The following is a 7,664-nucleotide window of genomic DNA, read 5'->3' on the forward strand; positions in this document are numbered from 1 at the left end:
CCGGGCTGATTCACCACTCCGACCGCGGAGTGCAGTATCGAGCCATCCGCTATACCGAACGTCTTGCCGAAGCGGAAGCGGTGACTTCCGTTGGCTCCAAGGGTGATTCGTACGACAATGCGATGGCCGAAGCGTTCAACTCATTATTCAAGGCCGAATGTATCCGCAACCCCGTCATGTGTCCTCGAGGTGGCTGGGTCGGTGTCGGCGAGGTCGAGATCGCCGTTGCCGAGTACATCGACTGGTTCAATCACCGCCGTCTGCACGGCGAGATCGGACACGTCCCGCCCGTCGAATACGAGGCCGCCTACTGGTCGACCCACACGGTCACCAGCTACCGTGAGAACCCGGTCCCGGCAACCGCTGGAACCAACTAACCGAGCCTCCAGCAAACCCGGGGCGATTCACGGTCGGTCTTTGAGTATCGGGCTGTGGTGTTGGGTCGTGATGTGGGTGAGTTGGTTGCTGGTGTGGAGTTGTTGGCGGCTGGGGTTGATGGGCCTGGTGTGGTGGTGGGCAGGGCTGGTGTCGCCGGGGGGAGGGTGGCGTTTCTGTTTCCGGGGCAGGGGAGTCAGTCGTTGGGTATGGGTGTGGGGCTGTGTCGGGAGTTTCAGGAGTATGCGGAGGCTTTTGATGAGGTTTGTGGGGTGTTCGACGGTTATCTGGATGTGTCGTTGCGGGATGTGATCGTGGGTGAGTCCGGGTTGTTGGATGAGACGGTTTATACGCAGGCCGCGTTGTTTGCCGTTGAGGTGGCTTTGGTGCGTTTGTTGGAGTCGTGGGGGGTGCGGCCGGATTTTGTGATGGGGCATTCGTTGGGTGAGATCACGGCTGCTCATGTTGCTGGTGTGGTGTCTTTGCGGGATGCGTGTGCGTTGGTCGCCGCACGCGGCCGGCTGATGGAATCAGGTTGTACAGCAGAGGAACTGGTGCAGAGTCTCGGATCGATGGTCCGTTCGGCATCGCTCGGTCGGCCACTGATTCCTCTCGTGGTCCCGGAATATCTTGTCGGGGAAGGAGAGGCGGTGTACGGAGTGCGGGCAGGCGGGATTTTCGGTGCGACCTCGGATGAGCGGCCGGCAACGACAATCACGGACGGCGTCACTGTGGTCGAGATCGGCTGTGACCTGTTGTCGTCAGAGTTGTTGTTGAACTTGGCGGCGGGCAGCTGGGTCAGTGGCGGCGCGGTAACCTGGCATTCCTTCTTCGGTGAGTGCGAGCGTTCAACGGTGGGGCTACCCACGTACGCGTTTGACAGGCATCGATATTGGCCCGCTTCGGGCGGCTCTGTCGGATCCGCTGTCCAGAAAGGCGTCTACAATCGTGAAGGGGATGCGCATGAGTACTGACTGTGATCAGACCGGCGCCGAAGGTGCGAACTCGCTTGATGCGCATGAGATTCGAACATGGCTCGTGCAAAGGATCGGGTCGATGCTCGACGTCCATGTCGTCGACATCGACACCTCGGTGCCGTTTGCGGATCTGGGTCTCACCTCGGCGCACGGTATGCGGATGGCAGCGGAACTCGGTGAGTGGTTGGGAGTCCGCATTCCGATTGGGACCGTATTCGACTACCCGACGATAGATTCGATGGCGCGATTCCTGTCGGGTGATAGCGATACTTCGGCGTGTGATGCCGGGCCCTCATCGGAGGCCGACGACGACATCGAGGAGGACTTGGCGGAACTGCTATTGTTGCTCGGCGATGGCGGCGGGTGTGAGCCCGGGCTCGATAACCCGGAAGCCGAAGATGGCAAGGAAGTCGCGGAGTGAAGGCCATCTGTCCGCGCCGTTGCAGTGAAGACGGGGCTGTCGAGTTTCGTCAGCCGTCTCTGGCCAGTTTTGTCTGCGTGCACACCTCGCAGCGTGATGGGGGATGGGACCGCTCGTGAACAGTTCAATTGTCGACCTGCTCCGGCTTCGAAAGGCGGAACAGGAGTCGGGCATCGTGTATCGCTTCCTGGCAACCGGGGATGTCGATGGCGAGACGGTCGAACTGACGTACGGGGACCTGGAGCGGCAATCCCTGGCGATCGGTACGTGGCTGCAGGCCGCGGGGTACTCGAACAGCCGGGCATTGCTCCTGTACCCACCCGGTCTTGATTTCGTATCGAGCTTCTATGGGTGTCTGGCCGGGGCGGTGGTCGCGGTGCCGCACCACTGCCGCGTTTGAATGAAGTCGATCGTGCGCTTCGACGGTTGCGTCAAGTCGTCGATGATGCGGACATCCAGGTGGTGCTGAGCACGCGTCAGATCATCGATGCACTCAGTTCGGTGGTCGAGCGGGTTCCTGACCTCGCTGCCCTGAATTGGGTTGCAACAGAAGAGATCGACGCTGATCTCGCGTCTGGCTGGATCTCCCCGCCCATTGGCTCTGATTCGGTTGCATTTCTCCAGTACACATCGGGATCCACGAGTGCTCCGCGGGGTGTCATCGTCACGCACGGCAATCTGCTGCACAATCAGCGGGCGATCGCTGAGACGATGGACCACACTCCGGAACGCGTGGCCGAGTCGGACGGTGCGATGTTCGTCAGCTGGCTTCCGACATTTCACGACATGGGCTTGATCGGGCCGGTACTGCACACGTTGTTCGTCGGCACCAGCTCGGTCCTGTTCTCGCCACTGCACTTTCTGCAGAAACCGGAGCGTTGGCTGCGTGCGGTGTCACATTTCAGAGCGCACTCCAGCGGTGGTCCCAATTTCGGCTACGAACTGTGCGCGCGGCGCGCGGCACCAGACCTCCCCGGTCAGTTGGATCTGAGCAATTGGCGTGTGGCATTCAACGCTGCGGAACCGATTCGGGCCGAAACCCTTCGCCGCTTCGCGGAGGTATTCGAGCCGGCAGGCTTTCGGAAACGGTCGTTTCAGCCGGCGTACGGTCTGGCCGAGGCGACTCTGCTGGTGACCGGCACCCCGGTCGATCAGGATCCGACCATCCTCACCCGTCCGGATGACGGCGATCCGTCAGTGGTTCGCGAGCACGTCGGTGTCGGTGTTCCACCGGCCGGCGTCGGTGTCGCGATCGTCGACCCGGAGAGCCGCGCCGAATGTCACGACGGCGAGGTCGGTGAGATATGGGTGTCCGGTGACAGCGTCGCGGCAGGCTATCTGAACGATGCGCCAAAGACCACCGAGGTATTCGGTGGGTTGCTGGCAGACGGACGTGGCGGTTACCTCCGTACCGGAGATCTCGGATTCCTTTCCCATGGTGAGTTGTTCGTTGTGGGTCGCAGCAAAGATCTGCTGATCATCGACGGGCGGAATCACTACCCACAGGACATCGAGCTGACCGTGGAGACCGCGCATCCCACGGTGCGGCCGGGATGCGTTGCGGCCTTCGGCGTCGACGGTGCCGAAGCCGGAGAACGGCCGGTCCTTGTCGTCGAGGTCACCGCCACGGAGGACAGCGACCTCGATCAGATCCGAACCGCGATTCGGGCCGCAGTGTCCACCGGACACGCGATCGCCGTCCACGATGTCGTTCTCATCCGTCCGCGATCCATCCTGAAGACGAGCAGTGGCAAGATCCAGCGGCAGGCCTGCCGGAACGCATACCTCGGTGGAGATCTGGAGCGTTTGGGATCGGTTCCGGCCGCAGACTCGACGACGCTGGAGACCGCTCTCGGCCGTGTATCGACATCGGGTGTCGCAGAGTGGCTGGTGTCCGCTGTCGCAGCGCAGACCGGACTGCGGCCTGATCAGGTCGATGTGGACCGGCCGCTGGCCGAGTTCGGCCTGGGCTCAAGCAACTTGGTAGGTTTGTCGGCGGGACTCGCCGAGATCACCGGCACGGACGTCGATCCGAGTCTCGTCTTCGAGTACCCGACGATCGGGGCGATCAGTGCCGTGCTGGCGGCGGAGTCCGACGCGCCGGCGGAGGCACGGTCGGCACACATCGCAGGCCCGGTGGCGATCGTTGGGATGGCATGCCGGTTGCCCGGAGGGGTGGAGAACCCGGAAGACCTGTGGCGGTTGTTGATCGACGGTGAGGACGTGATCGGCGATGTGCCGGCCGGACGATGGGATCTTACCGGCCTCTATGACCCGGACCCCGATGCCGAGGGCACCACCTATTCCCTGCGGGGAGGGTTCCTGGATGCGGTCGAGGACTTCGACGCGGCGTTCTTCGGTATCACACCTCGTGAGGCCACCTCGATGGATCCGCAGCAACGCCTTCTGCTGCAGACATCCTGGGAGGCAATCGAACGCGCGGGTATCGATCCCCGCACGCTGCGAGGGACATCGACGGGCGTGTACTTCGGCCTTTACGGCAGCACCTACCACGCCGGCACCGGCCTGGATCAGCTCGATGGCTACGTCGGAACGGGTTCGGCGACCAGTGTCGCGGCAGGGCGAGTTGCCTACCAGCTGGGACTTCACGGTCCAGCCATCACCGTCGACACCGCGTGCTCGTCGTCATTGGTGGCCCTGCACCTGGCCGCACATGCACTCCGCGTCGGCGAGTGCGATCGAGCGCTCGTCGGTGGAGCGTCCGTGCTCGCGAGTCCCGAGACGCACGTCGAGTTCAGCAGGCTACGCGCCATGTCACCGACCGGTGTCTGCCGTCCATTCTCCGCGGATGCCGACGGGATGGTCTGGGCCGAGGGCTGCGGCGTGGTCATGCTCAAGCGTCTCGACGACGCGGTACGAGACGGTGATCCGGTGATGGCTGTGCTGCGCGGATCAGCGGTCAATTCCGATGGTCGCAGCCAGGGTATGACCGCTCCCAACGGGATAGCTCAGCAGCATGTAGTCCAGGCTGCCCTAGCGAATTCGATTCTGGACCCATCGGACATCGACTTCGTGGAGGCGCACGGTACCGGCACCCTGCTCGGTGATCCGGTCGAAATGCGTGCGCTTGCACGGGTATTCGGACCAGATCGTGACCCGGGAAGGCCGGTGGGTGTCGGGTCGGTGAAATCGAACCTGGGGCACACGCAGGCCGCCGCAGGCATCGTCGGAGTCATCAAGACGGTCCTCGCGCTGCATAACGGACTGATTCCGGCGTCGTTGCACGCAGATCGAACGATGGAGAAGATCGACTGGGACGCAAGCGGAGTCTCGGTTCAGAACACCCCTTCGCGGTGGACTCGTGGAGTTCGACCTCGGCGTGCTGGTGTGAGTGCTTTCGGGATCAGTGGAACGAATGCCCACGTCGTACTGGAAGAAGCGCCGCCGCGGGAAGCCGAATCGGTGCACGAGGGCACCGCGACACTGTTCCCGGTCTCGGCGCGCAGTGACGCTTCGCTCCGGGGACAGATCGAACGCCTCGCCGGGCTGTTGGAGTCGCGGCCCGATGTTGCGTTGCCGGCGTTGTCCCGTTCGCTCGCCGTTCACCGGACACATTTCGAGCGCCGGGCCGTGATGGTGGCCGCAGACCGTACCGACCTGCTCGACGCCCTCCGAACCGTGGCACGCGGCGAGGACTCGCCGAACTGTGTGCAGACCGGTGACGAGATGATCTCCGGGAAGGTCGCCTTCGTGTTTCCCGGACAAGGCTCTCAGTGGACCGGGATGTGCCGGGACCTGTGGGCGGAATCCGAGGTGTTCCGCACCGAATTCACCCGATGCGATGCAGCGCTGCGTCCCCACACCGGGTGGTCGGCCGTGGATGTCCTCAACGGTAGGTCGGATGCGCCGACGCTCGATGGTGACGACATCGTGCAGCCGATGCTGTTCGCGACAATGGTGTCGCTCGCCGCGATGTGGCGGGCTGTCGGCGTGACACCGGATGCGGTGGTCGGGCACAGTCAGGGCGAGATCGCCGCGGCCGTCGTGAGCGGTGCCATCGGACTCGAAGCTGCGGCTGCCGTCGTCACCATCCGCACCCGGGCCCTGTCTCGGATCAGTGGTGGGGCAATGGCATCGGTGGGTCTTCCGGTTGCAGCTCTAGAAGGCCGTCTGGGCAGCCATGTTTCGGTCGCGGCGGTGAACAGTCAGGCCTCTACGGTGTTGGCCGGTGACCGCGACGCGTTATCGGTCCTGGTCGCCGACCTGGAGAAAGACAAGATCTTCTGTCGGATGCTCGCCGTCGACTATGCGTCGCACAGTGCGGCGATGGAACCGCTGCGGGAGTCGCTCACGGCCGACCTGGCCGACATACTCGCCGGTCCCCCTGCCGTCACCTGGTATTCGACGGTCACCGCCGAGCAGTTGCCGGCCGAGGCACTGGCGAATGACTATTGGTATCGAAATCTGCGTGAGCCGGTCCGGTTCGCCGACACGATCGACCGGATGGTGACCGACGGTTACCGCTTCTTCGTGGAGGCGAGTCCGCATCCGAGCCTGGTCACCGCCGTCGAGGCCGTGGCAGAGGAGTCCGGCGTGGAAGTGGTCGCGGTCGGTACGCTCCGCCGAGACGACGACGGGCCCCGCTGCCGTGATCGCGCCCAGGCGCAGCTGTTTGCCGGCGGTCTCGCTCTTGACTGGGCGCGCTTGGTTCCGCCGGTGGGCCGGGTGGAACTGCCGACATACGCGTGGGACACACGGCCCTTCTGGCGCCGGACCAGTGTCGGCGGCGAGGGATCGGGACTGTGCACGATCGACCATCCGATCCTGGACGTGATTGTCGCCCAACCGGATTCTGGTGGAGTGATCGTCACGGGCCGGGTGAGTGTGGCGTCATGCGGGTGGATATCCGACCACACCATCGCCGGCTCGGTGCTGATGCCCGGTGCCGCGCTCGTCGAGCTGGTGATGAGAGCCGGGGACGAGGTCGGCTGCTCGACGGTGGCCGAACTGGTGCTGCAGGCGCCCCTCGTGGTGCCCAAGGACCGTGAGATTCCGCTTCGGGTGGTGATCGGTGGTCTCGGACCGGATGAGCGCCGCACCGTGTCGGTGTATGCGCAGTCCGGAACCGACAAGTCAGACCTCACGGCATCGTGGACGTGTCTGGCCTCTGGTGAATTATCCACGCACACAACGACGGCGACCTCTGTATCCGATAGCGACACGTGGCCCCCGTCTGCGGCTACCGCTGTCGGCATCGATGGCCTGTATGCGGACCTTGCGGACCTGGGCTACGAGTACGGCCCGGCATTCCGTGGCGTTCGATCGGCATGGCGCCGGGGCCCTGATGCGGTTTTCGCCGAAGTCGAACTTCCCAGTTCTGAGGTAGCGGGGCAGCACGGGTTGCATCCGGTGCTGTGGGATGCCGCGATGCAGGTCGTAGCGCTGGCGGGCTTTGAACCGATGGACGGTCGGATCATGTTGCCGTTCTCGTGGTCCGGTGTCTGTCTGCATGCTGTCGGGGCGACGTCGCTCCGCGTGTATCTGAAGCGCATCGGGGACCGTGAGGTGAGGCTTCGGTTTGCCGATGGCACGGGAGCGACTGTCGTGTCGATCGATTCGCTCATCGTTCGGGATGTCGAGCCGGCACGGCTGACCTCACTTTCCGCGAGCACGGGGTCCGTGTACACGGTGAAGTGGGTGCCAGTGCCTCATCAGGGGGAGTCGGCGCACTGGGCCGAGATCGACGACTCGGGCAAGTGCGCGTCCTCGGTCCGACCCGTCCTCCTCGCGCGGGCACCGAGCGCGCTCGTCGGGTCGACATCCGACCTGGCGGTGATGACGCGTGCCACGGTCGCCACCGTGCTCCGGCGGGTTCAGCGGTGGCTGTCGACCGACTCGCCCGAATCGCTGGTCGTGGTGACCTGCCGAGC

General features: G+C 64.1%; 5 protein-coding genes. All 5 read left to right on the top strand.

The window, feature by feature from the left end:
• On the top strand, positions 1 to 377 hold a 377-nt coding region (locus GOAMR_RS04165), incomplete at its 5' end, for an IS3 family transposase (RefSeq protein WP_005183058.1).
• A gap of 54 nt (positions 378 to 431) precedes the next feature.
• Complete coding sequence (locus GOAMR_RS04170; RefSeq protein WP_005183059.1) at positions 432 to 1,349, top strand: acyltransferase domain-containing protein; 918 nt, start codon at positions 432 to 434, stop codon at positions 1,347 to 1,349.
• Positions 1,339 to 1,773, top strand: coding sequence for an acyl carrier protein (locus tag GOAMR_RS04175; RefSeq protein ID WP_259064553.1), 435 nt, complete (start codon positions 1,339 to 1,341; stop codon positions 1,771 to 1,773). Before GOAMR_RS04170 ends, GOAMR_RS04175 begins: the two co-directional genes overlap by 11 nt.
• 103 nt (positions 1,774 to 1,876) lie before the next feature.
• Positions 1,877 to 2,173: an AMP-binding protein gene (locus tag GOAMR_RS24440; protein ID WP_085949032.1), complete on the top strand. Its 297-nt coding sequence runs from the start codon at positions 1,877 to 1,879 to the stop codon at positions 2,171 to 2,173.
• Between the two features lie 62 nt (positions 2,174 to 2,235).
• Positions 2,236 to 7,664: type I polyketide synthase (locus GOAMR_RS24445; RefSeq protein WP_244427256.1), on the top strand; the 5,429-nt coding region annotated here is incomplete at its 3' end.

This window comes from Gordonia amarae NBRC 15530 (assembly GCF_000241345.1).
GTDB lineage: Bacteria > Actinomycetota > Actinomycetes > Mycobacteriales > Mycobacteriaceae > Gordonia > Gordonia amarae.

Bases quoted from the DNA above. Each gene is read 5' to 3' on its own strand.
- GOAMR_RS04175 (WP_259064553.1), top strand. From the start codon at position 1,339: ATGAGTACTGACTGTGATCAGACCGGCGCCGAAGGTGCGAACTCGCTT.
- GOAMR_RS24440 (WP_085949032.1), top strand. From the start codon at position 1,877: ATGGGACCGCTCGTGAACAGTTCAATTGTCGACCTGCTCCGGCTTCGA.